We start from the raw sequence: 23,826 nt of genomic DNA, 5'->3' as shown, positions 1-23,826 counted from the left end.
TGATTTGAGCAGTTTAGCCAGACCATAATCGCCATTGCCTGCATTGTTATTGACAATCACCAGATCTTTAACGCCAAGTTCAATCAGCCCATCGATCAGCTCTGCGGGTTGTCCTGCTGTTCCAAAGCCACCAATCATAATGGTTGCACCATCTTTGATTTGTGACAGAACCTCGGTCAATGAGGTGGCGTTTTTATCAATCATCTGACTACTTCCTGTACTATGAATCACTCATTTGTTTCATCCTAGAAACCGATGAAACATAAGTTGAGTGTTTTGTTCGGATTTCTTATCTTTATTCTTGATAAATTTTATATTTACTTCTAGGCTTAAAGACAGAATTTGTTCGATCATCATTTTTTATGTTCGATGATCGAACATTATCCCACTAAAACAGTCTGATTTTGATTGAGTATAATTTTAATGCAATTGGCTTTAAAATAAGGATCTGCGTTATGGATAATGAACACAACAAAACCACCCGATTAATCCATCATGCTGAAAATAAAAAGATCATTCGCCATGAAGATTTTATTGCAGGGATTGCAAAAGGTTTGGCAATTTTGGAATGTTTTGGGCCTGAACGACACCGCTTGAATATCAGCACTGCGGCAGAAAAAACCGGAATGACCCGTGCAGCAGCGCGTCGCCAGTTACTCACATTAGAATACTTAGGCTATTTAGACTTTGATGGACATTACTATTATTTAACCCCGAAAATCCTTAAATTCTCTGGTGCTTATTTAGATGGCTCCCCTTTACCTAAAATTTGCCAACCCTTATTAAATTTATTGACCAATCAAACCTCACTGATTTATTCCGTCATGGTGCTAGATGGTTATGAAGCGATTACCATTGCACGTAGTGCTGCACACCAACAAACAGACCGTGTTAATCCATATGGCTTACATTTAGGTAATCGCCTGCCAGCACATGCAACCTCTGCGGGGAAAATTTTGTTGGCGCATTTAAATGTCGAAGAACAAAAACAGTGGCTGACCCAGTATCCATTAAAGCGTCTTACTAAATATACCTATACTGACAGTGAAGCCTTTATAGAATTACTGCATGAGATTAAAGAACAGGACTGGTGTTATTCCTGTGAAGAACATGAATTGGGGGTGCATGCTGTAGCCGTTCCAATTTATGACTCGAATGCGGTTGTTGTTGCCGCACTCAATATTGTCTCTCCTACCATACGTACAACCAAAGATTATTTAATTACGCATATTTTACCCTTACTGCAAGAAACAGCGCGGGATTTACGCCAAGTGATTTAATGGCTATTGAGATAACAAATTCGAAGGAGTTTCAGTGACGCTTCCCTGATCCATCTATAACGGCCGTGCATTTTAATAGGTCAATTCATCGGCATCAATGCAACTTGAAAATATCATAAATACTTATGGGTTTAATTGTTTTGATTTTTCATACGCTCTGCTAATACTTCTTTGAGTGCGTGAGTTCCATTTATGGCTGATGGGAAACCTGAATAGATGGTCATCAAAAGCATGATTTCTTTTATTTCAGTTTCGGTCAGTCCTATGTTTAGACCCGCATTAATATGAAATTTCAGTTGTGGTTGCGCTGTCCCCAACGCAGTTAATGCAGAAATCGTGGCGATTTGTCTGTACTTTTTGCTTAAACTATCTCTTGAAAAAATATCAGCATAACCATATTCAAGCGTGAATTTTACCAATTCAGGTGAAAAAGTATTATAAGCAGCTTTTAATCGTTCAACTTGAAGACTGTCCAAGTTAGATAATTCTTGTTCACCTAATTTTAATCGATTGGTTGGCTTGGCTTTGCTTGCTGTTTTTCCGATTTCATCGTTAATGCCGTGTTTTTCTCTTTCTAGCAAAACTTCTTTTAAAGCATTCATTGCATTGATGCTACTTGGAAAACCTGAATAAACAGACATTTGTAAAATCACTTCTTTGACTTCGTTAATCGAACTCCCAGTATTTAATGCCCCGTTTATATGAACTTTTAACTGTGGTTGCGCATTTCCCATGGCTGTCAATGCGGACACAACCGCAATTTCTTTGGATTTCAAGTCAAGCCCATCTCTTGAATAGACATCGCCGAAAGCATATTCGATGATATATATTCCTAAATCAGGCGAAATATCTTTTAGGCTATTAATAACTTTTTCGCCTGCTTCTCCATCAATTTCTTTGAGTTTGTCCCAACCTCGTTTATATCTGTTTAGCTGTATTTCATCTTCAGTAGGCTTTGCAGAATTATTGGTTTTTTGATTGCTCACACGCTCTACTCCTAAAATTTGATCACCTGATTTAGTCCCATCAAGATAAAATTTTGCCGACTCAGCCAAGAGCCCATCAATAACAGCTTGTTCAACAGCTACTTTAGAATCGATAGGATGAACAGCAGCTACAGCCTGTGCAGATACGATTGTTCCAAAATATAAAAAAGTTAAAACAATAGTGAATCGTTTGAATAACATCATTTTTTCCTCTTTTTAATATGGTTTAAAATAATGAAGCGATAGTCCCTCTGAGAATAAAATGATTGCTCATCATCGTTTTGTATGGATCTATTGTTGTTCTTGCCCAATATCGACCAAATCACTAAATATTGGACAATTTCATTCAAAGTTAAATGTGGATAAGCTGTTGTCGTTACATCATTGTTATAATCAGCCGAGCTTGGATAGTATCACATGCATCAATGTAATATTTATAATTACTACTCAATAGCCTAATCTATGTTTATAAAATATGGATATTTTTTTTGATTCACTTCATGTAATCACATGCTTTTAATGAAAAATATATAATTTCTTTTATCCAAATCCAAGTTTAATAATTTTTTATTATGTAGAATAATTAAAAATTTAATCACACTAGACAGTGTTCATAATGACAAAAGTGATTTATGGCTGAAAGTGTTTTCAATGTCGAAATAACAAATTCGAGGGAGTTTCAAGGATGCTTCCATGATCCATATACATTACCTGTGTATAGAGTACTAAGGTGAATGGAATAGTTTCAGCACCTAGATTTTGAGTGTGAATTAGTCACTGCAAGGCTTGATCAACTGAGATCAAACCTTTGTCTACCCCTCAATCATAAACGATCACAACCTGATTTATTGATAGCCGCCAACATGTGGAATGTTTTTTTGCACATCAAACAGATGGACCAAGGCTGGTAGAATCGCAATCAATGACTCTTTAGCGCCTTGGCGACTGCCCGGCAAAGTAATCACCAAACTCGTGTCAATATAGCCTGCAATGCCTCGACTAAGTGCCGCATAAGGGGTACGTCTCTGACCAAAACTACGCGAAGCTTCCATTAAGCCGGGGATTTCGCGTTGGAGTAAAGGTTGAATGGTCTCCACCGTTAAGTCTTTTGGGCCTAGTCCTGTTCCACCAACCGTCAAAATCAGCGGATAATGATTTTTTTGTTGTTCAATTAACGCCAACAACTGTTCTGGAGAGTCAGCAATCACTTGATAGTTCACTTGACTAAAATTGGCTTGTTCAAGAATTTCTAAAACATTTTGCCCTGCTGTATCAGGTTTTTTTCCTGAAGCAACGGTATCTGATAAAACAATCACTGATGCAGATAAAGTCTGTTTGAGCGTTCGGGTAAAATGCGATTTACCGCCTTTTTTCAGTTGTAATTTACATTGGTCAAGGCATAAGTCTTCAGGTTCGCAGTGTGGTTTAAGCATATCATATAGAGTTAAGCCTGCTAAACTGACTGCGGTAAGCGCTTCCATTTCTACGCCCGTAGGACCAATGGTTTCAACCGTTGCAATAATTTCAACATGTTGTTCATGTAATTCATATTCGACATCTGCACGATATATCGGTAAAGGGTGACACAAAGGAATCAGTTCATCTGTGCGTTTTGCTGCCAAGATTCCAGCAATACGTGCCGTTTTTAGTGCATCACCCTTTTCAGTATTTCCTGTGCGTAACAGTTCTATGCAATGTGCAGGCGCATATAAAATTCCTGTTGCTACTGCTGTCCGATAGCTATCTGCTTTCATCCCTACATTTTTCATTGCCTGTTCCTGATATGGCGGTATTTTTTACATGACAAAACATACTTTGTGAAGAACACACTTTGTGAAGTTTGCTCGATATGTTTTTACATATGCCATTGATAAATTGTCTGTTCACACTGTTTGCTTAACAACACTTGCTGTTCAGCTTCATGATTCTTTTGTTGACTACTGTATTCTGAATACGTGTGCCCTAAATGTGTAGATTTGGAATGATGTGCAAAAGAATGATTGTGCTCAGAATGTCGATGCGCTGATTGCTGCGCTTGAGAATGATGATGCTGAGGTTGATTGTGCTGAGATAAATGGTCATCAGAAGCGCCATGATCATGCTCACAGTCATGGTGGTGAAATGAATCTTTTTGTACTGAATGATCTTGTTCCACATCATCTTTTCGAATACAACAACCCGCAACATACTGGCTACTGCCATCCAGATAAAATTCTTCTTTCCATACGGGAACCTCATGTTTTACCCGTTCTACTGCTTCTTCACAGGCTGCAAATGCTTCACGGCGATGCGCTGCATAAGCAATCGCAATAATGGCTTTTTCACCGATGTTTAAAGCACCAATACGATGAATAACCCGTACATAAGCCACTGCAAATTTTTGTTGAATCTCTTGCTCAATTTGGCGAATCATTTTTTCTGAAACAGGCGCATAGGCGGTATATTTCAGTGCTTTGACCGCTTTGCCTTCATGATGATTACGTACTGTTCCAATAAAGATGCCAATGCCACCGCATTCAGGAAAGTCTTGAATCGGGTCAAAACTGTCTTGAGTTAAGGCTGTATCCTGAATTCTGTTGAATTGTTTAAGCGTCTGTTCAAATGTATGCATATCAACCTCCCGCAACAGGTGACAGTAAAACCACAGTACTGTCCGCTGTTAATAAGGTCTGACGTGGGATAATCTCTTCGCCTATTGCACATGCACAACGCTCAAGCATGTTTCCTGCATGTGGATAAGCGCGTACCACATAATCCAAAACATCCGAAATCCTCATTTCAGACTCACATTGCAGAGTTAAATCAGTCGGCAGTAAACGTTCAATTGCACCAAAGCATTCAATTTTTACGGTCATGTGCTGCTGGATATCTTTGAATTGATTGGCAATGTTTGCCGAGTCTGGTGTATTTGGAATAGTAAATTGATCTGACATATTAACCTCCAATCATATACATACTGATTTTTCGAGATGATGAATGTTTTGATTTTGGCTGTTGATAAATCTCATCAAAGCCTTGTTTTTTCTGCCAAATATAATCAGACAAAGTATCTTGTAATTGCCTATGCTGTGGCGAATCTAATGTTATTGGCGAATATACAGCTGCATTTGGTGAACTGGTTTGCGCTAATCGGAGAGGCTCTAAAACAGGTGAATCTTGATTCAGTGCCTTAATTTGTGCTTTTAGGCTGATCCCCTTTGGCGCAAATAGACAATTATAAAAATCACCTTGTGCGGTTAAACGCACACGGTCACATGTGCCACAAAATGAATTGGTAATGGTCGAAATGATGCCAATCGGATAACCATCAATAAAATACTGCCGTGCAGGCTCGGAAGACTGTCCTTGCTGTAAAGTGACAACAAAGTCCTGCTGTAATTGAGCTAAAATTTCTTGCTCACTGACAATATTAGTTTGCGACCAAAGACCAGCACCATCCAAAGGCATAAATTCAATAAATCGCACGGTAAAATGGTGTTGAATCGACCAGTGTGCTAAGGGCAAAATCTGATCATCATTGATGCCTTTGATCAATACAGCATTGATCTTGATCTTAAAGCCTGCTTGTTGTGCTGCGACAATGCCCTCTAACACGGGATGTAGTTCTTTTTGAGTCAGTGCCTTAAATTGTGCTGGATCTAGACTATCCAGACTGATATTCAAGTCATCTAAACCCGCTTGTTTTAACTGGCTTGCGTATTGTTTAAGATAGTGTGCATTGCTGGTCATTGAAATACGTTTGAGCCCCAGCTTTCTTAATTTTTGTAGCTCATCAATAAAGTGCACCACACCTTGACGCATTAACGGCTCACCACCAGTGATCCGAATCTGTTCAATGCCATGTCGCACCATAAACTCACAAAACACATAAAGTTCTTCAAAACTGAGTAAATCGTGTTTTTTCATCCATTCAGGATGTTCGGGCATACAATAGACACACTTAAAATTACAGCGATCTGTCACTGAAATTCGGAGTTTACGCTTGCTACGACCATATTGATCGACAAAAGCCGTTCCCACTTCGTATTGTGTCATTGCATTCATTTACACATCCCAAGCACGATTTAAATTCAAGATTGTTTAAAACTTAAAATCTGCGCTATTTTATTGATCTTGAAATTGCAAAAAGTGTTCCAACTTTGATCATTCACCAATGTGTTTAAGCTAAAACCTGCTCGAATTCTCTCAAAAATAGAGATTTGCAAAAAACGAGTCCAAACCAAGCCAATCAATGTAAAAACTTGAGCTGTTGATATTGCTGTAATTCATCCAAAGAATTGATGCTGTGAAAAAACAGTGCATGATTTTCAAATAACGCTTCCTGAGCGTGCAAATCAGAAAAACATGCCTTTAAACTGCGTTGTCCTTGTTCAAGATGAGTGCAGATTTGATTTAAAGCACTGCGCTTTAACAAACAAAATGGATATAAGGCTTTGCCATTGATATTGACATAAGCCACTTGTGCTAAGGGATGACCCGCTAAAGCCATATGTAAGCTTTCAATAACCTCAGGCGGAATAAATGTCACATCACAGGGCACAAAAAGTACATAGTCAGATGTCACATAAGACCAGGCACTTTTTATTCCCATCAGCGGACCATAAAAGCCTTTTTCATCATCCTGATAGCAATACAAACTAGGAATAAGTTTTTGATAAATTGAATAATCACGGTGGCTATTGACCCAGACCTGCGCGACTCGATTTTTTAGTTGTTGGTGGATCTTGATCAATTGAATTTGATCATCGAACTTCTGTAATAGTTTATTGATTCCATTCATACGCCTTGCCTGACCACCCGCAAGAATGACAAGATCAGTTTGTGGATATTGCTTGGCTTTCTTGGGTTTTATAATTCTTTTCATTGTGTAAGCTCCGCTTGACAGGCTTTAATCAATCCGCGAATTTCAGGTAGACATGAACCACAATTACCGCCTGCTTTTAGACATGCAGTCACTTGTTTTTCATGATTGATATTGTTTTCTTTAATGGTTTGAATAATTCGATTTTTGCCTACCTTAAAGCAACTACATACCAATGGCCCTTCACTATTGCCCATCGACATGGCTTGTCCAGCAAGTAACGCTTTACGATGCATCGCACTTAAACGATCACGTTTAAATAAACTGGCAACCCAATCACGATCAGGCAACAAGGCTTTGGGTGCAATATATAAACTTGCAATAAGGCGACCTTCTTTTAACACCACACTATGGCTGATGTGTGCAGTTTGATCTTCCAAGTTCAACCACTCAAAACTCTCATCTTCAAAGGGTAAGAGTTGTTTGAGATGTTGGGTAGTTTGGGTAAAACGACGACGATCCGCCAATTCATAGCGTACTGCTTTGGCGGTCTGAATTTTTGTCCACCACACCGTATTTTCGATGCTATTTTTAACAATGTGTTCATACCCTTCGCGGACATAAAATACCCCTTGCCACTGAGTATAAAATGGCTGAATCATCACAGGGGTATGTTTGAATTCTGGCTCGCCTGAAATTGCATCTACCACTGGATTGACCACTTTGCCAATACGGGCATCCGAAGCAAATTGATCATTCCAATGAATCGGGGCGAAAATTTGTCCACGGCGGATATTGTCACTGAGTACAGCACGCAAGACACAATTGCCCCAAGCCGATTTGATTTCGACCAATTCGCCTTCTTTCAAGCCATATTTCAATGCATCATTGGGGTGAATTTCACAAAAGGGTTCTGCTTTATGGGTGCTTAAATTGGCAGATAAACCTGTACGGGTCATGGTGTGCCACTGATCTCGAATCCGCCCTGTATTGAGAATTAAAGGATATTCAGTATTGCTTTGATGGACTGGATCTATCGCCATCGTGGCAATAAATTTAGCTTTGCCATCTGCATGGCTAAACTGCCCCTGTGAAAACAATTGTGCGAATGCATGCTCAGCCTGATTGCGCATGATCACTGGCCATTGAATGGGCGCCAATTGATCATATTCATCCAATGAAAGATCAGTTAAACCTTGTAAATTGAAATAACGAAAGCTTTGTGTATTTGATCGCGTATTAATCTCTGCGTTTTGATACGAAGATAACTGTGCATGTTCTTTAAAAATCTCGTGGCTATTTGCAAAATCAAAGCCAGTAAATCCAAGCTTTTTAGCCACTTGTGCCACAGCCCACCAATCCGCTTTGGCCTGCTCAGGTGGGTCTAAAAAAGCACGTTGTCGTGAAATACGGCGTTCTGAATTGGTGACCGTACCATCCTTTTCCCCCCATCCCAATGCAGGTAAGAGCACATCGGCAAACTGAGTGGTGTCGGTATCTTTGCAAATATCAGAGACCACAACAAACTCACAACTGTTCAAAGCACGTTTAACCTGATCGGCATTGGGTAGGCTGACCACCGGATTGGTCGCCATAATCCAAATAGCTTTAATCTTGCCACTTTCCACTGCTTCAAAAAGATCAACGGCTTTTAATCCAACCTGTTTGGCAATACTTGGACTGTTCCAAAAACTTTGCACAAGCTGTTGATGTTGTTGATTGTCTAAGTCCATGTGTGCTGCCAGCATATTGGCCAGTCCACCTACTTCACGCCCGCCCATTGCATTGGGTTGTCCTGTCATTGAGAACGGTGCTGCGCCCAACTTTCCAATTTTACCCGTCAACAAATGACAATTAATGATGCTATTGGCTTTGTCCACACCACGTGAAGACTGGTTTACCCCCATTGAAAATAGGGTCATGACTTTTTCAGTTTGGGCAAACTTTTCAAAAAAGAGCTGGAGTTTTTCTAGCGAAATTCCTGTTTTCACTGCAACATCTTGGATATCTGTTTCAGCTTGCGAACTTTTTAGTGCCGTATCTAGCCCTTGGGTATGTGCCTCAACAAATGCGCTATCCGCATAACCCTGTTGATATAAATATTGTAATAGCCCATTAAACAAGCAAACATCTTGACCAATCAGAATAGGCAAATGTAAATCAGCTGCTTCACATGTGGCAGTAAAGCGTGGATCTATCACCACCACAAATAAATCACTTTGCTTTTGTTGTCTTAATTCTTTGGCTTTCATGATGCGTTGATACATCACGGGATGACACCATGCTGTATTTGAACCGACCAAAATCACCATGTCAGTATGTTCAAAATCATCATAACTTGCAGGTACTAGATCCTCACCAAAAGCACGCTTATGTGCGGCAACCGCCGAAGACATACACAATCTTGAATTGGTATCGATATTGGCTGTGCCCAAATAGCCTTTAACGAATTTATTTACCACATAATAGTCTTCCGTCAACAACTGACCCGAAACATAAAATGCGACACTGTCACGACCATATTGCTCGATATAGTGTTGGAATTTAGTGGCAATTAAATCTGTTGCGCTATCCCAATCTGTGACTTGCTGATGGGGATGACGCCCAAGCATCGGATGTAAAACACGTGTGCCCAATCCCAGCGTATCGGCTAAATTACTGCCTTTAATACACAGTTTTCCGTAATTCGAGGGATGATTGACATCGCCAACCACAGACACTTTTGGTCCTAGCGTGGTGTCTTGCACTGTTGCTGTGACACCACAGCCTACACCACAGTAAGGACAAGTGGTTTGTGTGCTTGTGATCTTATGTTCTGTGGAGCTAGGCAGTTCCATTACAGGGATACTATTCATTGCTGCTGTGCTCCTCAATGCTATACATTCACTTGAATATGGCTTTCATTTTTAATCGCCCCCTCCTGTTAAGATGAAGGGGGTTAAGCGATATAAATCAGCCTGCTTTTTTTAATGCAAAATCCCGACCAAATAACAATTTATTGCGAATCGAAGAAATTGGGGTTTGATCAGCAATCAACTCAGCGTACCAAGTGCCATCCTCTGTATCACCAAACAGTACCGCACCAACGACTTTATCCTTTTGAATAATAATGCGTTTGTAGATTTGACGTTTTTCATCATTCAGAATAATGTCTTCGAAATCTTCTAGAGGTTGACTGTTTTCTAAATCAATGCGGCCTGCTGAAAAAACATCACAACCACTGACTTTTAACTGGGTTGGAACAGTCGGTGCTTTAAAGGTCAAACTGCCGTGTTCGGCCAAATGTGATGCACAAATAAAGGCTTGACCCCATAAAGGTTCGACCAAACCAAAAGTTTGGTTACGATGCTCAATACATTCACCCACTGCATAAATACTTGGATCATAGGTTTGCATGGTGTCATTGACCAACACACCGCGATTACAGCGTAAACCCGCACTTTGTGCCAAAGCCATATTTGGGCGAATACCCACGGCAAAAACCACCAGATCTGCATCTAAAAGGGTGCCATCTTTTAACCGAACCTGGGTAACATGACCATTTTCACCGAGTAATTCTTCTGTATTGGCTTCTGTGATGATCGGAATGCCCTTTTGCTCAATTGCTGTTTTCAACATTTGACTGGCTTTAGCATCAAGTTGGCGATCCATAATGCGATCCATCAAATGCAAAACCGTCACATTCATACCACGTTGCTTTAAACCATATGCGGCTTCTAGCCCCAATAGACCACCACCAATCACCACGGCATTGTTTTTAGATTTGCAGTAGTCGAGCATATTATTGACATCATAAATATCACGAAAGCTCAACACGCCATCCAAATCTGAGCCTTTGACTGGTGGAATAAATGGTTTTGAACCCGTTGCTAAAATCAAACGGTCATAGCTCACCACTAGACCTTTTTCGGTATAGACTTGCTTACGGGGACGGTCAATACGTACCGCAGCATCACCCGCAATAAAACGAATATTTTTATCGGCATACCATGAATGGGGATGTAGCATAATGTCGTCAATGGTTTTATCCCCTGATAAGACAGGCGACAGCATAATCCGGTTATAGTTACCCCAAGGCTCCTCACCAATCACCGTCACCTCATAACGATCAGGTGCCATATCAAGCAAATCTTCCAAGCAACGCATCCCTGCCAATCCGTTCCCCACCAGAACTAAATTGATTTTTTCCTGAGCCGTACCATTATTGGTGATATAAGTTTTTTGTGGCGTTGGACTGACCCAGACACGGCCATTTTCAATTTTGCTTGGAAAAACCAATAGTTTTTGATCTTTGTCTTCTAAACAACGGCCTGTTGCTAAACTAAAATGTTGCTTATAAATCGGTGATGCAACTACACGTTCACCTTGTAAATCACCAATAATTCCACGTGACATGACAAAGGCTTTGCTAAATGGGTCTTGGTTGCTCAGCGCATATACACGCTTTTCACTGCCTACCCGAAAAATAGCCACTTGTTGTTGTCCCAGTAATGCGCCTACACCTGTATTGGGCGTAATGTCTTGCAATGCACAAATATCCAGCCAATCGAGTTCATTCATATCTTTTAAAATGGTCATTGTATTTATCCTTTTAACAACGTTGATCAGATCTTCCACGAGACTTGTTTTTAAACTGTGGAATAAGGCCAATAAAGCAAGTGTTCATATGCTTATGCTTCAACTACAGGAATACGGCTCTGATCACGTTCTGATTCAGTTTTTGGGCGAATTTGCCCACGGACTTTGGCAAACTGAATATGTGGATCTTGCTGTTGCTCAGCTTTGGCATTAATAAAGGTCACAAAACGTTTACGTACTTCAGGATCTTCCACCGCAGTGCGCCATTCGTCTTGATAAGTGCCTACCACATGGCTCATTCGACGTTCAAGTTCAGCAGCAACCCCTAAGGAATCATGCACAACAACATCTTTAAGATAATCCAAACCACCTTCCATATTGTCACGCCATACTGAAGTCCGTTGTAAACGATCCGCTGTTTGGATATAGAACATAAAAAAGCGGTCGATATATTGAATTAAAGTTTGCGTATCTAGGTCAGAAGCTAAAAGTTCTGCATGGCGAGGTTTCATTCCCCCATTGCCACAAACATATAAGTTCCAGCCTTTTTCAGTGGCTATCACCCCAACATCTTTGCTTTGTGCTTCGGCACACTCACGGGTACAGCCCGAAACTGCCATTTTTAATTTATGTGGGGAACGCAAACCTTTGTAGCGATTTTCAAGGAAGATGGCTAAACCGACCGAATCATCGACACCATAACGACACCATGTGCTCCCAACACAAGATTTAACGGTACGTAATGACTTGCCATAGGCATGACCAGACTCAAAACCAGCATTGATCAGCTTTTCCCAAATTTCTGGCAATTGATGGACTTGTGCTCCAAATAAGTCTACCCGTTGCCCACCGGTTAGCTTGGTATATAAACCATATTCTTTGGCAATCTGACCGACTGCAATCAAACCATCTGGCGTCACTTCACCGCCTGCCATACGTGGTACAACAGAATAAGAACCATCTTTTTGAATATTGCCTAGATAGTAGTCATTACTGTCTTGCAACCCAGCATGATTTGAGGTGAGAACAAAGTCATTCCAGCAAGATGCCAAGATATTGGCCACTGTAGGTTTGCAAATATCACAACCTAAACCATGCCCATGTTGTTGAATCAAATCATCAAAGCTTTTAATTTCATTGACCCGTACCAAGTGATACAACTCTTGGCGTGAGTAAGCAAAGTGTTCACAAAGATGATTATTGACCGTTACCCCTTGGCGTTGTAATTCAGATTTTAAAACTTGGGTCACTAAGGGTGCACATCCACCACATGCGGTTGCGGCTTTGGTACATTTTTTTAACGCACCTAATGAGGTCGAACCCTCTGCAATTGCACTACAAATATCTGCTTTAGAAACGTTATTACATGAACAAATCGTGGCACTGTCTGGCAATAAATCTACACCACTACCTCCCGCTTTTGCTGAAGATTGTGCATAGCCCGGCATGATTAAACTTTCTGGATTTTCAGGTACAGCCAATCCATTGAGCATCATTTGCAATAAGTCGTTATATTCTTTGGCGCAACCGACCAGTACCGCACCTAGTAATTGGGTTTTCTCTGCATTGACCACGATCTTTTTATAGACCATTGCATCTTCATCGGCATAGAAATAGCTCAATGCATTTGCAGTCATGGCATGCGCATCGCCTACCGATGCCACATCGACACCCATCAGTTTTAGCTTGGTGCTCATGTCTGCGCCAACAAATGTAGGGCAACTTTGTTGCATCACATGTTTTGCCGCAATCCGTGCCATGTCATAACCGGGCGCCACTAAACCATAAATTTTATTGTTCCATAATGCACATTCACCAATTGCATAAATGTCTGCATCTGAGGTTTGGCAGTAATCGTTGATCACGATACCACCACGCTCACCTAAAGCTAAACCACTTTGGCGCGCCAATTCATCACGTGGGCGAATCCCTGCTGAAAATAGAATAATATCTGTTGCAAGTTCTGAACCATCTGCAAACTTCATCACATGGGTGCTATTCACACCCTCTTCTATAGATGAAGTGGCCTTTTGGGTATGGACTTTCACGCCTAAATTTTCAATCTTGGCGCGTAAAACTTTTCCACCCAAATCATCAATTTGTACTGCCATTAAACGAGGTGCAAATTCAACAACATGGGTTTCCAAGTCTAAATCACGAAGCGCTTTGGCAGCTTCCAAACCCAACAAACCACCGCCAATGACCACACCCGATTTTGCCGATAAACTCGCTGCCCGAATCGCATCCAAGTCATCAATGGTACGGTAAACAAAACAGTTGTTACGGTCGTGACCTGAAATTGGTGGAACAAAAGCATAGGAACCCGTCGCAAGCACCAATTTGTCATAGCTAATCACATCGCCATGATTGGTGGTGATGGATTTATTGCAGGTATCTATATCAGTAGCTTTGGTGTTTAAGCGCAGGTCGATACCATAAGCATCGGCAAAGTCAGCACGACAGAGGGTTAAATCTTTTGCAGACTTCCCTGTAAAATATTCAGTCAAATGTACACGGTCATAAGCTAAACGGGGTTCTTCTGCCAAAATCGTGATTTCAACTTCATCACCTGCATGTTCCAGCACAGATTCAATAAATTTGTGCCCAACCATTCCATGACCAATCATCACTAATTTCATATCGATTCTCCTCGATTGTTTTTGCTCTTGTTATTCAATTAAGTCGCACTGTTTTGTTTAAGACTTACAGCATTTTGTTCCATGCTATTTCGCTCAAGTACCGCAGCTTCAAATAACTTTTGCTCTTTCTCTTTATGTTCAACCGAAAAACGGATCATCAATACACAACTTGCAGCAATCACCACCAGACCACCTAAAACCATCAGCGTCGTTTGAATATCCAACATGCCTTTTAATAAGAAACCAGCAGCAACAGCACCGACATTACCGCCTGCACCGATAATGCCAGCCACACCACCCAAAGCATCGCGATCAATAAATGGAACCAGTGCATAGGTCGCACCGCAAGCCATATGGGTAAATAAAGCAAATACTGTCATGACCAAAATCGCCAGAATTGCAGTATTCATTTGAGAAAAGACAATCAGAAATACGCCTTCTAACAGGATCATGGCAAACAATACTTTAGTACGACCATCGAGACCTTTTTTAGTCGCCACCTTGTCTGAAACAATACCGCCAAGTGCACGGGCAAACAGTGCCAGTAAACCAAAAATCCCTGCGGCCATACCCGCTTCTTTTAAACCAAATTTGAAATGATCCACATAGTACATTGCGACAATGTTGTGAATAAAAATTTCGATACCAAAACAAGCAGCATAAGCACCAAATAGAATCCAGACACGGTAGTTTTTTGCAGCATGTATTAAAATCGCCATACCACCTTTTTTATCACTGCCTACATGCAGACCTTGCGCACGAAGTTCTTTAAAATCACCTTGTGGGCAATCTTGAGTAAACTTCCAATACATTGCACCGACGATTAACATCATCACACCAGGTACAATCAGCGCAATTCTCCATCCCATGGCTTGTTCAACACCAAACATCACCAATGCAGCAAGCATCAATGGCATCAAGGCTTGAGTTGCTCCACCACCCGCATTGCCCCAACCTGCGGTGGTTGCATTTGCAGTTCCCACCACATTTGGCGCAAACATAATACTGGTGTGATATTGCGTGATGACAAAGCTGGCACCAATTGCACCAATCAATAGACGGAAAAATAAAAAGGATTCATAACTATTGGCAGATGCCACACCAAATACAGGGATACTGCCGATAATCAGTAATGCGGTATAGGTTTTACGAGGACCGTATTTATCGCATAAGGGACCGACAATCAGACGTACTAAAATCGTGATGGCAACCGCGGCAATATTGATATTGGCAATTTGATCTTTAGTCAGATGGAATTCACCTGCAATAACAGGCATTAACGGCGCACAGGCAAACCATGCAAAGAAACAGACAAAAAAGGCGAGCCAACTCATATGGAAGGCTCGCATTGCTGCGCTGCTAAAATTGAAAAGATGAATTTTTGTCGCTTTTTTCGCATCTAAATTTGAAGACATAGCTTCGATCTCCTGAACTGAACGCATATAAGTTGCTGTTATGCACGAGGCATATCAGTAACGATCAGAACGGACGTCGTTGGCCGTCTTACAAATTTTGAAAGTCTTCTTTGACTTGGATTAAACCAATGCATAGTTCATGCCAGTTTTATATTTTGGCTATATATTTTTTTATTTTGCTTGAATACTCAGTACTTATGATTTAATGGTCGTGCATAAATAGCGCAATCAACCATCATGTTTTCTGTCTGTGTGGATAAAATGTAAATCATAAAACTGCATGTTTAGGAGGCAAATTGCGTCAATAAAGTGCATCACTTTTCTTTAACATCCTGCGACTATGATTTTAAACAGCAAATTTAATCCGAGATATTGGCATCTAAATTGCTTATATGCTGAAAGTTCATGTCAGGACAAATCTGAGTAGCGACATGCCAAAATTAAGAATTGCCCTGATCGATGATGATATAGAGCGGGCATCTTTTATCAAATCATCTTTGATCGAACATGGTTTCGAGGTGGTCGCATGCCTGATGATTGACCATTTAAACAGTACAGATCTTCAACACTTACATGCCGATGTGATTTTGCTGGATATGGACCATCCACATCGAGATATTATTGAAAGCTGCGTAAGTCAGTTTGATTTGCCCACTGTGCTTTTCACTAAAAACTCGCAAAAAGACACCATCAAAAGTGCCATTGAAGCAGGTGTAACTGCCTATATTGTCGATGGTATTGATCCTGAAAAACTGGAAAGTATTTTAGAAATTTCGATTGAGCAATTTAAAAAACATAAAAAACTCTTGAAAGATCTCAATGAAACCAAATGCAAACTAGCAGACCGAAAAGATATTGAAAAAGCCAAAGTGATGCTGATGCAGATGCATCAAATTGAAGAAGAACAAGCCTTCAGTTTGTTACGAAAAAATGCCATGAGTCACCGTATCACCATGGGGGAAATGGCAAGAAAGTTAATCGATGCTCAAGCCTTGCTACAAGCTAATTTCAAGGAATAAACAATGAACACACTTGAAACCACGGACATTCAATTAGGCTATATTCCTTTGCTGGATTGCACTGCGATACTTTGGGCACAACATCAAGGCTATTTTACCGAGCAAGGCCTCAATGTTACGTTGGTGAAAGAACCTTCATGGGCCAGTTTACGTGACCGTTTAGCTTTTGGTATTTTAGATGCCGCACATTGTCTTTCTGCCATGCTTCCTGCTGCTGCAACAGGCAATGATCAACTGGGTATTCCCTTACAAACCTCATTGGTGTTGAGTACCAATCGTGCATTTATCAGCTTGAGCCAAAAATTGTGTTATGAATTAAAAATTCACATGCAAGATAGCGCTCAAGAGTCAGCAGCAAAAGTGGTTCAAGCCTTAAAACAAGGCGATAAAATACAACTGGCCCATGTGTTTAAACAGTCCATCCACCATTATTGTTTAAGAGAATGGTTGGCTTTGGCAGATCAAGAGCTAGCCAAAAAATATCAACCATCCACACTGCCCCCTTCCTATATGGTGGATGCGATTTCATCACAACTCATTGATGGATTCTGCGTCGGTGAACCTTGGAATATCCAAGCGCAGATTGAAGGTTATAGTTATGTGATTGCCGAGAGTAAACAGATTATTCCTGAAGTCGCGGATAAAGTTTTGGCGACCACCCATGAATGGGCAAACAAACATCCGAATACCTTAAATGCATTGCAGACGGCGATTCAGCAAGCACAGCATGATTTAAGCACCTTGCAATCACTACAACCCATATGGCACATGTTGGAAGACAGCGAGATTATCCGCTTCAACTGTTCACATTTGGTGCATACCTATGCGTTTCATAAAATACAAAATATTATTCGCTCTTTTGGTACACAGGACCGACCTAAATCAGATGATTTTGAATGGATTATTCAACAAATGTGTAAATGGGATAACTTAGAACTGGATACGGCACAAATCAAAAATATTTCGACACAATGTACGGGACATTTAAATGAATAGGCTGGTGATTTAAATAAACTTAACTAAAATCAATATTTATTTAATCGGTTTGTTAATTGAGTATCAAACGAATGAATTTTTTAATCGTAAACTATTATTTTTAGAATAGATTCAAAAGTATGAGCCAATATCCATATCTTATTCTAAAAGATTACTAGACATTGGCACATGTTTACAGCTTAGAATTTAACGATATCGCCTTTTAAAGCCACACTCGCAAGTGCTGTACCTTTATAACATTGATATGTGGTGGTGTTTTTTGATTCATTTGCTTTGAAATAGCTCACAATATTGGTCACTGCATTAGCACCTTTATCTTTTGCTGCGCTTTGCAATTGGATTAATGCTGAACGTAATACATGATCACAAGCCTTTTCCGCAGACTTTCCAAAACCATTGGTTTTTTTATTGCTAACAACCGCTTTTTCTAAAACTTGACCGCCAGATTTAGTTCCAGCAAGATAAAATTTTACCGATCCATCTAAAAATCCATCAGCCACAGCTCGATCTACAGCTTCTTTAAAATTGAGATTATGGACAGTGTCCGCAGCTTGTGCAGAGGCGATTCCAGCAAAGCATAAAGTTGAAACAACAACCAAGTGTTTAAATGACATCGTTTTTTTCCTCTTTTAAGTATGTTTTAAAATAATGGAGGTGTTGATCCCTCCGAATGCAAAATTATTGGTCATGATGGTTTTTGCATTCATATCTCGTGGCTCTCGCACGATATAATCCAAATCACCACATAATGGGTCAATTTCATCCAAATTTAAAGTATGGATAAACTGTTGGCGTTGCAGCATTTCTATACTCAGCCAAGCTTCGATTGCACCACATGCACCAAGAGTATGTCCAAAATAACTTTTTAATGAGCTGATCGGTTTTTTACCAAATATACGTGCAGTGGCTTGAGTTTCTGCAACATCGCCTTGATCTGTCGAAGTCCCATGTGCGTTAATATAATCAATCTCTTGCGCAGAAATTGCGGCATCTTTAAGTGCCATGCGCATACATCTTTCCATCATTTCTGAATTTGGACGAGTGACATGCTCACCATCCGTATTGCTGGCATAACCGATGACTTCTGCATAGATTGTTGCACCACGTGCCAGTGCATGTTCATATTCTTCTAGCACTAAACAGCCAGCACCTTCACCAATTACCAAACCATCACGATTTTTATCAAATGGACGTGGTGTTTTTTCAGGTGTATCGTTCATCCCACTGGTGGCTAACAACACATCAAATACTGCTGAACCTGTCGCGCTGAGTTCCTCAGCACCACCCGCAAGCATCAGCTTTTGTTTACCTAATTTAATCGCTTCAAATGCCTGTCCGATGGCCATTGAACCTGAAGTACAGGCACTTGATGTGGGTAAGGTTAAACCTTTTAAACCAAAATAAACCGTCATATTCACAGCGCTGGTATGTGACATCATTCGGATATACGTGGTCGCGTTTAACTGACTCATGTCGTTGTCTATGAGCATTTTCCCAAACTCTTTGACTGCATCGACACTCCCCGCAGAGGAGCCAAAAGCAACCCCAGCATCGCCACTTTTCAAAATAGGATGATCGATCAAGCCTGCATCTGCCAATGCTTTTTCAGCACAAATCACCGACATCAATGCAACTCGTCCCATACCTCGTGTCACTTTACGATTAAAATGTTTAGGGATCTCAAAGTGCGCTACTGGGCCTGCAATTTTGCAACGTAGATCGGTATAAATATCCCAATCAGGCATCACACGAATGCCATTTTTTGACGCTTGGAATTGGGCAAAAACTTCATCTGCCGTTTCACCCAGTGAAGTGATTCCCGACATTCCCGTCACAACAACACGTTTCATTAAATCAGTCCCCCATTCACCGAAATCACTTGCCGAGTAATATAGCTTGCGTGATCAGAACAGAGAAAGTTCACCGTATGCGCCACTTCATCGACCTGTCCCATACGTTGTAATGGAATCATTTTTAAAGCATGTTCTTTTACTTCTTCTGTGACCATTTCCGTTTCAATCAATCCCGGTGCAACGCAATTCACCGTAATTTTTCTTTTTGCCAGTTCTAAAGCCAAAGCTTTGGTCGCACCAATCAATCCCGCTTTTGCCGCACTATAATTGACTTGACCACGATTCCCCATAATGCCAGAAACAGAAGAAAGCGTCACAATACGCCCGCCTTGTTTTAGGCGAATCATCGGCATCACTAAAGGTTTTAATACATTATAAAAACCATCCAATGAGGTTGAAATTACTTCATCCCAGTCATTGTCGGTTAAAGCTGGAAATGCGCCATCATGGGTTAAACCTGCATTTAGCACCACACCATAAAATGCACCATAAAGCTCGATATCTTGTTCCAGTATCTGTCGGGTGTTTTCACGTTGTGTGACATCAAAAAGTAGCGCATAACTGTTTTGCCCCAAAGCTTGGATTTCAGCGACCACTTGCTCAGCATCAGCACGTCTAGAACGTGCATGCACCACCACATCAAATCCAGATTTTGCTAAAGCTAAAGCAATTGCTTTGCCAATTCCTCGACTAGATCCCGTCACTAATATTCTTCTCGACACACTTAATTCCTACTTATTGCTCAGCTTTCACAGGTGGTTCATAAACACTTAAAATTGCGCTAATTTTATGTTCTTCATAGCTTATTTCACAAGAGAATTGTGCCAAGCCTTCATGTAAATATTGTTGTTCAGCTCGAATGGTCAATGTTTTACCAAATTCAAAATAAGCCAAAGGTAAATTTAATTTGCGTGTTCCGAGCAAATAACCAATTTGTGGCGTTTGCCCCATTTTTTGTCCTTTTGCTCCAGCAAAGGCACTAATCGTTTGTGCCATGAGTTCAATAGTACTCCAAGTCGGCAAACCATGTTCATCACTAAACATCAATTCAGGTGTAATGGTTAGGTTGGCAAGTGCAAAATTCTCACCTAACTCAAGCAGTTGATCAACAAAAACCATCGGTTTTTCATGCGGAATAAATTGAATAGCATCTAAACTCATCTGATTTCAGTTCCAAAAATAAGGCTGACATTACTACCGCCAAAGGCAAATGAATTACTCATCACAAAACGCACAGGATCAGATTGAGCAGTTTGAGTTAAATCATCCTGTTCAACGTAATGCTGATCATCCAATTCAGGGTCAATCATGCCATTTTGATGAAGGGGTAACCAGTTTTGATCTTTAAGCACTTGCGTACAAATATAGGCTTCCAATGCACCCGCAGCACCCAAGCAATGTCCGGTTTTATGCTTAGTGCTACTTAATGGAACAGCATAGTCCTGAAAGACCTGTCGAACTGCTTTAATTTCCATATCATCATTGTGCGTGGTTGCGGTGCCATGCAAATTAAGGTATTGAATATCTGAAGCTTTTAACTGTGCCTGATCCAGTGCTTTTTGCATTGCAGTTGCAGCACCTTTGCCTTCTGGATGCGGTGCAGAAATATGCCATGCGTCCATAGACTCCCCCGCAGAAATCAACATGACCGGTGCTCGTTCTTTACTGAGTAAAAACAAGCTTGCGGCCTCACCAATATTGATCCCATCACGCTGATATCCACATGGGCTACAGATACCTGCACTCAAATTTTCCAAGCTATTAAAACCATTTAAGGTCAGTTTAGCGAGGGTATCTACGCCACCCACCAATACAGCATCGGCAAGGTCTGCATTAAGCAAACGTTGCCCACTGGCAAAAGCTTTGGCACTTGAAGAACAGGCCGTAGAAATCGTATACGCAAGACCATCCCAGCCCAAATAGATTTGCAAAGCTTTGGCGAGATTACCCATTTCCTGTTTTTGCTGTTGAATCACGGTCTCAGTTTGGCCTTGAAAGTAGGCTTTTAATAAGGGTTCATTGTCCGAAATACCTGACGTTGAGGTCCCAACAATGATTGCAAGCCGCTTTTTATCAAACTTAGCCACATAGTCACGTAACTGAGATTCACATTGTGCAAGCGCAGTTAAGGCAAAACGAAAATTACGCGAGTCATAGTTTTGCAGCGCAACTGGAATATCGCTACATAACGGATGTGCATAAGCACCCACCCATACAGGCTGATCAAAAATCAAAGATTTATTCAGTGTTAAACTGTTTTCCAATGAGGTCAATTGTGCCTTGACCTGTTCAGGATGATCACCTAAAGCAGATAAACTGGCTGAACAATGAATGCCTACAGCGGGATAATTTAAATCAATCTTTTTTGTCATTTTTTTGCAGATCTTCCACTTCACTTTGCTCTAATGAATTGTCTTTCAAAGTATTTTCCACAGGACTAAAGATCATTTGATAAGGAACTTGCAGATTATCCAACTCAATATGATCAGCACGCGTTTTTATCGTTAAAACATTTTTTTGATCGATCTCAATTTCAGTCTGATCAACGCCCTGTTTCACTTTAACATTTTCTAAATGATTTTTTGCAAAATCAGGATAAGTTGCAAACAGAATATCTCGAACCACAAAATCAAAGGGTAACAAACGCATCGGTTTTATCCTTTCATGCACCTGCACTTTTTGACCATCGAAATCCAGTCTAAACAGTTGCTGTCCAGTTAAGCTTAATGCAAACATTTGCAAGTTTTTTGCCTGTTGTTCTTGGTAGAGTAAAAAGCTAAAACTTTGATTTTTCCAGACGACTTCAACTTGATCTTGACGCTGATAATGCGCCAAGGCTGGATCAGCAGACCAAACCACAGGAACCAGACCTTGTGGCTGTGGATACATATTTTGACAGGCACCAAGCACTAACAACAGACTGATGCTCATTGCTTTTAACCAAATTTGCATTATTCGCTCTCAAGTATTTTGCTCTGTTCCAGATCCTGACGACAATACTCAGCCAAGGTATTTAAGCGTTGTCGTGCATTGCGATAGATTGGATTAGTTTCATCCCAAGCATAACCCGCCAATAATGACGCAATCATACGACGGATTTTTTCATTTTGATTTTTTGAAAATACCACATCTTGAAACTCACCGTCGTACCATGCTTCTACATACGCGCGAAATACTTTGATTCCTTTACGCAAAGGTTTTTCATATTCTTGCATCCAGTCCACTTGCCCACCTTGTAAGACTTGATCGACTAAAGGTACCGCCAAACTTGAAGACTTGAGTGCAATGGTCACCCCAGATGAAAATACAGGATCTAAAAATTCACCCGCATTGCCCAGCAAAGCAAAATTGCGCTGTGCTAAGGTTTTAACATTTGCTGAATAGCCCACCAAAGTACGGATTGGCGTATCAAACTTCATATTACGCAGAACATGCGACAAACTCGGTTCATCTGCAAGAATATCTTTAAATAAAGCCAATAATGCTTCAGGCTCATCAGAGATATAACCATAATGATCAAAGAAATCCTGTTCAGCAACAATCCCAAATGAACAGCGACCATCCGCAAACGGAATTAACCAATACCATCCACGATGATCTTTTTCATGTACCGTAATCAGGATTTTATTTCGGTCGAATTCAGGATCATCCAAGATCCCATCTTCAATATGACTAAACACCGCACGGCGTACTGGGAAATTTGAAGGGCTTTCCAGATCTAGAAGTTTCGGCAAAATACGACCGAATCCACTGGCATCCAGTAAAAATTTAGCCTGAATTTGATAGATATTTTCCTGCTCATCTTTAACCGTTAATACAGGATGATCAAGCTCTACATCAACTGCAACAACCTCATGTCCAAAACGAATTTCAGCCCCATATTGTTCAGCTTGCTGTGCTAAAAGATGGTCGAAATTGGCACGTCTAATCTGCCATGTCGTTCCAGGACCTTCACTAAATTTTTGAGTAAAATCGTAGTAGCTGCGTTGATGACCACGTAAAAATGCTGCCCCATTTTTAAATTGAAATGCATATTCTTCAACATGTTCACGTACTGTTTCTAATAAGCCCGCCTCTTCTAAAAACACCATACATTGTGGCAAAAGTGATTCACCGATCGAAAAGCGAGGAAAATGCTGCTTTTCAATGATCACCACTTGATAACCTTTGTGTCGAAGCAGTGCTGCTGCGGAACTTCCCGATGGTCCTGCCCCGATGATCACCACATCTGTTTGTTGTAAATCTAAACCCTTCATGTA

Annotated in this window: 20 protein-coding genes and 1 pseudogene; 3 read left to right on the top strand and 18 right to left on the bottom strand. The window is 40.7% G+C overall.

All coding sequences use genetic code 11. The annotated features are described in order from the left end of the window. Nucleotides 1-204 (bottom strand): CoA-transferase (locus tag GJV03_RS13645; protein ID WP_289845651.1); only part of this gene is annotated, 204 nt, incomplete at its 3' end. Between the two features lie 251 nt (nucleotides 205-455). Between GJV03_RS13645 and pcaU the strand changes: the two genes are divergently transcribed. Continuing rightward, entirely contained in the window at nucleotides 456-1,280 is an 825-nt protein-coding gene (gene pcaU, locus GJV03_RS13640) for an IclR family transcriptional regulator PcaU (protein WP_154130296.1), read from the top strand. Between the two features lie 131 nt (nucleotides 1,281-1,411). Here the strand turns inward: pcaU and GJV03_RS13635 are convergent, their stop codons facing one another. The 10 genes and pseudogenes from GJV03_RS13635 to GJV03_RS13590 all read right to left on the bottom strand — a co-directional run bounded on the left by GJV03_RS13635 (nucleotide 1,412) and on the right by GJV03_RS13590 (nucleotide 15,699). Then, nucleotides 1,412-2,470, bottom strand: a complete 1,059-nt coding sequence (locus GJV03_RS13635) for a carboxymuconolactone decarboxylase family protein (protein WP_252720711.1) — start codon at nucleotides 2,468-2,470, stop codon at nucleotides 1,412-1,414. Nucleotides 2,471-3,111: 641 nt separating this feature from the next. Next, the gene (gene moaCB, locus GJV03_RS13630; RefSeq protein WP_004819905.1) at nucleotides 3,112-4,035 is read right to left on the bottom strand and encodes a bifunctional molybdenum cofactor biosynthesis protein MoaC/MoaB; all 924 of its coding nucleotides are present in this window, start codon (nucleotides 4,033-4,035) and stop codon (nucleotides 3,112-3,114) included. A gap of 389 nt (nucleotides 4,036-4,424) precedes the next feature. Then, nucleotides 4,425-4,877 (bottom strand): annotated as a pseudogene (locus GJV03_RS21755) (molybdenum cofactor biosynthesis protein MoaE); the annotation flags it as partial. A gap of 1 nt (nucleotide 4,878) precedes the next feature. After that, entirely contained in the window at nucleotides 4,879-5,121 is a 243-nt protein-coding gene (locus GJV03_RS13620) for a MoaD/ThiS family protein (RefSeq protein ID WP_166783592.1), read from the bottom strand. A 79-nt stretch (nucleotides 5,122-5,200) separates the two neighbouring features. Then, the gene (gene moaA, locus GJV03_RS13615) at nucleotides 5,201-6,310 is read right to left on the bottom strand and encodes a GTP 3',8-cyclase MoaA (RefSeq protein WP_151956565.1); all 1,110 of its coding nucleotides are present in this window, start codon (nucleotides 6,308-6,310) and stop codon (nucleotides 5,201-5,203) included. A gap of 184 nt (nucleotides 6,311-6,494) precedes the next feature. Then, a complete protein-coding gene (locus GJV03_RS13610; protein ID WP_056516309.1) occupies nucleotides 6,495-7,130 on the bottom strand; it encodes an NTP transferase domain-containing protein in 636 nt (211 codons plus the stop codon). Next, nucleotides 7,127-9,922 carry a nitrate reductase gene (locus GJV03_RS13605; RefSeq protein WP_154130293.1) on the bottom strand — a complete coding sequence of 932 codons (2,796 nt, stop codon included), beginning with the start codon at nucleotides 9,920-9,922 and terminating at the stop codon, nucleotides 7,127-7,129. The genes GJV03_RS13610 and GJV03_RS13605 overlap by 4 nt, the downstream gene beginning before the upstream one ends. 97 nt (nucleotides 9,923-10,019) lie before the next feature. Further along, entirely contained in the window at nucleotides 10,020-11,645 is a 1,626-nt protein-coding gene (gene nirD / locus GJV03_RS13600; RefSeq protein ID WP_004722164.1) for a nitrite reductase small subunit NirD, read from the bottom strand. A gap of 92 nt (nucleotides 11,646-11,737) precedes the next feature. Next, nucleotides 11,738-14,284 carry a nitrite reductase large subunit NirB gene (nirB, locus tag GJV03_RS13595; protein ID WP_154130292.1) on the bottom strand — a complete coding sequence of 849 codons (2,547 nt, stop codon included), beginning with the start codon at nucleotides 14,282-14,284 and terminating at the stop codon, nucleotides 11,738-11,740. A gap of 38 nt (nucleotides 14,285-14,322) precedes the next feature. Further along, nucleotides 14,323-15,699 (bottom strand): MFS transporter, encoded by a 1,377-nt coding sequence (locus GJV03_RS13590; protein ID WP_004722167.1) that lies wholly within the window; start codon nucleotides 15,697-15,699, stop codon nucleotides 14,323-14,325. Nucleotides 15,700-16,130: 431 nt separating this feature from the next. Here GJV03_RS13590 and GJV03_RS13585 point away from each other — a divergent pair, with 431 nt between their 5' ends. Beyond that, nucleotides 16,131-16,718, top strand: a complete 588-nt coding sequence (locus tag GJV03_RS13585; protein WP_004722169.1) for an ANTAR domain-containing protein — start codon at nucleotides 16,131-16,133, stop codon at nucleotides 16,716-16,718. A 3-nt stretch (nucleotides 16,719-16,721) separates the two neighbouring features. Beyond that, the gene (locus GJV03_RS13580) at nucleotides 16,722-17,714 is read left to right on the top strand and encodes an ABC transporter substrate-binding protein (RefSeq protein ID WP_151956569.1); all 993 of its coding nucleotides are present in this window, start codon (nucleotides 16,722-16,724) and stop codon (nucleotides 17,712-17,714) included. Between the two features lie 179 nt (nucleotides 17,715-17,893). On the opposite strand, the gene GJV03_RS13575 is transcribed toward GJV03_RS13580, so the two are convergent. The 7 genes from GJV03_RS13575 to GJV03_RS13545 are packed head-to-tail and all read right to left on the bottom strand — an operon-like array spanning nucleotide 17,894 to nucleotide 23,823. Beyond that, a complete protein-coding gene (locus GJV03_RS13575) occupies nucleotides 17,894-18,328 on the bottom strand; it encodes an excinuclease (protein WP_151956570.1) in 435 nt (144 codons plus the stop codon). A 15-nt stretch (nucleotides 18,329-18,343) separates the two neighbouring features. Next, nucleotides 18,344-19,564 carry a beta-ketoacyl-ACP synthase gene (locus GJV03_RS13570; protein WP_105713038.1) on the bottom strand — a complete coding sequence of 407 codons (1,221 nt, stop codon included), beginning with the start codon at nucleotides 19,562-19,564 and terminating at the stop codon, nucleotides 18,344-18,346. Then, nucleotides 19,564-20,289 (bottom strand): 3-ketoacyl-ACP reductase FabG2, encoded by a 726-nt coding sequence (locus GJV03_RS13565; RefSeq protein WP_004722179.1) that lies wholly within the window; start codon nucleotides 20,287-20,289, stop codon nucleotides 19,564-19,566. The genes GJV03_RS13570 and GJV03_RS13565 overlap by 1 nt, the downstream gene beginning before the upstream one ends. A 13-nt stretch (nucleotides 20,290-20,302) precedes the next feature. Further along, nucleotides 20,303-20,728 carry a 3-hydroxylacyl-ACP dehydratase gene (locus tag GJV03_RS13560; RefSeq protein ID WP_151956571.1) on the bottom strand — a complete coding sequence of 142 codons (426 nt, stop codon included), beginning with the start codon at nucleotides 20,726-20,728 and terminating at the stop codon, nucleotides 20,303-20,305. Continuing rightward, nucleotides 20,725-21,939, bottom strand: coding sequence for a beta-ketoacyl-[acyl-carrier-protein] synthase family protein (locus GJV03_RS13555; RefSeq protein ID WP_151956572.1), 1,215 nt, complete (start codon nucleotides 21,937-21,939; stop codon nucleotides 20,725-20,727). The genes GJV03_RS13560 and GJV03_RS13555 overlap by 4 nt, the downstream gene beginning before the upstream one ends. Continuing rightward, the gene (locus tag GJV03_RS13550; protein WP_105713041.1) at nucleotides 21,923-22,519 is read right to left on the bottom strand and encodes a DUF3261 domain-containing protein; all 597 of its coding nucleotides are present in this window, start codon (nucleotides 22,517-22,519) and stop codon (nucleotides 21,923-21,925) included. Before GJV03_RS13550 ends, GJV03_RS13555 begins: the two co-directional genes overlap by 17 nt. After that, on the bottom strand, nucleotides 22,519-23,823 hold the full coding sequence (locus GJV03_RS13545; RefSeq protein WP_056516350.1) for an NAD(P)/FAD-dependent oxidoreductase: 1,305 nt from the start codon (nucleotides 23,821-23,823) through the stop codon (nucleotides 22,519-22,521). The genes GJV03_RS13550 and GJV03_RS13545 overlap by 1 nt, the downstream gene beginning before the upstream one ends. Between the last annotated feature and the right edge of the window lie 3 nt (nucleotides 23,824-23,826).

The sequence above is a fragment of the Acinetobacter sp. RIT698 genome, from assembly GCF_009668065.1.
Lineage (GTDB): Bacteria > Pseudomonadota > Gammaproteobacteria > Pseudomonadales > Moraxellaceae > Acinetobacter > Acinetobacter guillouiae.
The sequence above is the reverse complement of the archived record's forward strand: the minus strand, read 5'-3'. Positions and strand labels throughout refer to the sequence as shown.

Excerpts from the sequence above, each read along its gene's own strand:
- pcaU (WP_154130296.1), top strand. The coding sequence starts at position 456 with ATGGATAATGAACACAACAAAACCACCCGATTAATCCATCATGCTGAA.
- GJV03_RS13635 (WP_252720711.1), bottom strand. The coding sequence starts at position 2,470 with ATGATGTTATTCAAACGATTCACTATTGTTTTAACTTTTTTATATTTT.
- moaCB (WP_004819905.1), bottom strand. The coding sequence starts at position 4,035 with ATGAAAAATGTAGGGATGAAAGCAGATAGCTATCGGACAGCAGTAGCA.
- GJV03_RS13620 (WP_166783592.1), bottom strand. The coding sequence starts at position 5,121 with ATGACCGTAAAAATTGAATGCTTTGGTGCAATTGAACGTTTACTGCCG.
- moaA (WP_151956565.1), bottom strand. The coding sequence starts at position 6,310 with ATGAATGCAATGACACAATACGAAGTGGGAACGGCTTTTGTCGATCAA.
- GJV03_RS13610 (WP_056516309.1), bottom strand. The coding sequence starts at position 7,130 with ATGAAAAGAATTATAAAACCCAAGAAAGCCAAGCAATATCCACAAACT.
- GJV03_RS13605 (WP_154130293.1), bottom strand. The coding sequence starts at position 9,922 with ATGAATAGTATCCCTGTAATGGAACTGCCTAGCTCCACAGAACATAAG.
- nirD (WP_004722164.1), bottom strand. The coding sequence starts at position 11,645 with ATGACCATTTTAAAAGATATGAATGAACTCGATTGGCTGGATATTTGT.
- nirB (WP_154130292.1), bottom strand. The coding sequence starts at position 14,284 with ATGAAATTAGTGATGATTGGTCATGGAATGGTTGGGCACAAATTTATT.
- GJV03_RS13590 (WP_004722167.1), bottom strand. The coding sequence starts at position 15,699 with ATGTCTTCAAATTTAGATGCGAAAAAAGCGACAAAAATTCATCTTTTC.
- GJV03_RS13585 (WP_004722169.1), top strand. The coding sequence starts at position 16,131 with ATGCCAAAATTAAGAATTGCCCTGATCGATGATGATATAGAGCGGGCA.
- GJV03_RS13580 (WP_151956569.1), top strand. The coding sequence starts at position 16,722 with ATGAACACACTTGAAACCACGGACATTCAATTAGGCTATATTCCTTTG.
- GJV03_RS13575 (WP_151956570.1), bottom strand. The coding sequence starts at position 18,328 with ATGTCATTTAAACACTTGGTTGTTGTTTCAACTTTATGCTTTGCTGGA.
- GJV03_RS13570 (WP_105713038.1), bottom strand. The coding sequence starts at position 19,564 with ATGAAACGTGTTGTTGTGACGGGAATGTCGGGAATCACTTCACTGGGT.
- GJV03_RS13560 (WP_151956571.1), bottom strand. The coding sequence starts at position 20,728 with ATGAGTTTAGATGCTATTCAATTTATTCCGCATGAAAAACCGATGGTT.
- GJV03_RS13555 (WP_151956572.1), bottom strand. The coding sequence starts at position 21,939 with ATGACAAAAAAGATTGATTTAAATTATCCCGCTGTAGGCATTCATTGT.
- GJV03_RS13550 (WP_105713041.1), bottom strand. The coding sequence starts at position 22,519 with ATGCAAATTTGGTTAAAAGCAATGAGCATCAGTCTGTTGTTAGTGCTT.
- GJV03_RS13545 (WP_056516350.1), bottom strand. The coding sequence starts at position 23,823 with ATGAAGGGTTTAGATTTACAACAAACAGATGTGGTGATCATCGGGGCA.